Annotated in this window: 1 protein-coding gene; it reads right to left on the bottom strand. The window is 39.6% G+C overall.

The annotated features are described in order from the left end of the window. Positions 1 to 55: 55 nt before the first annotated feature. A complete protein-coding gene (locus tag ACP45E_RS22435) occupies positions 56 to 454 on the bottom strand; it encodes a GFA family protein (RefSeq protein ID WP_017038561.1) in 399 nt (132 codons plus the stop codon). Positions 455 to 498: the final 44 nt, after the last annotated feature.

The raw sequence follows: 498 nt of genomic DNA, 5'->3' as shown, positions 1-498 counted from the left end.
ATCTGTCTTAAACGCTTTGTTATGAAGCAGTTACAAGCGCGCTGTTGACTAAAATTCACTTTCTATCGGCTGGATGATTTACGCCGTCCATGACTTGAATTGCACCTAGATCGTATGGGTTTACGCCCTCAAGGCAACCAATATTATAGCCATATTCAGTTGGGTCTGATCGTCTTTGATGGTGGGTATAAATACCACAGTTTGAGCAAAAATAATGTTTAGCTGTACCAGTGTTAAATTGATACAACTTTAATTCAGATTCACCTTTTAGGATTTTGATATTAGATAACGGGACTGAACCTACTATTGCACCTTTTCTTCGGCAAATTGAGCAGTCACAACGCCTAGGTTTCTCTATGCCGTTTGGCAAATACAGCTCTAACACAACAGCACCACAATGACATGAAGCTTGATGATTTTCCTTGATTTCCGTATTTCCAACTTGTTTGATCATAGTTGATATTTCCTTCTGCTTCATAACGCTCTGCTAAGCGGCAA

The organism is Vibrio genomosp. F10 str. 9ZD137 (assembly GCF_049974785.1).
GTDB lineage: Bacteria > Pseudomonadota > Gammaproteobacteria > Enterobacterales > Vibrionaceae > Vibrio.
This window is presented reverse-complemented; position numbering and strand designations above follow the sequence as displayed.

Coding starts and splice junctions, on each gene's coding strand:
- ACP45E_RS22435 (WP_017038561.1), bottom strand. CDS start 454: ATGATCAAACAAGTTGGAAATACGGAAATCAAGGAAAATCATCAAGCT.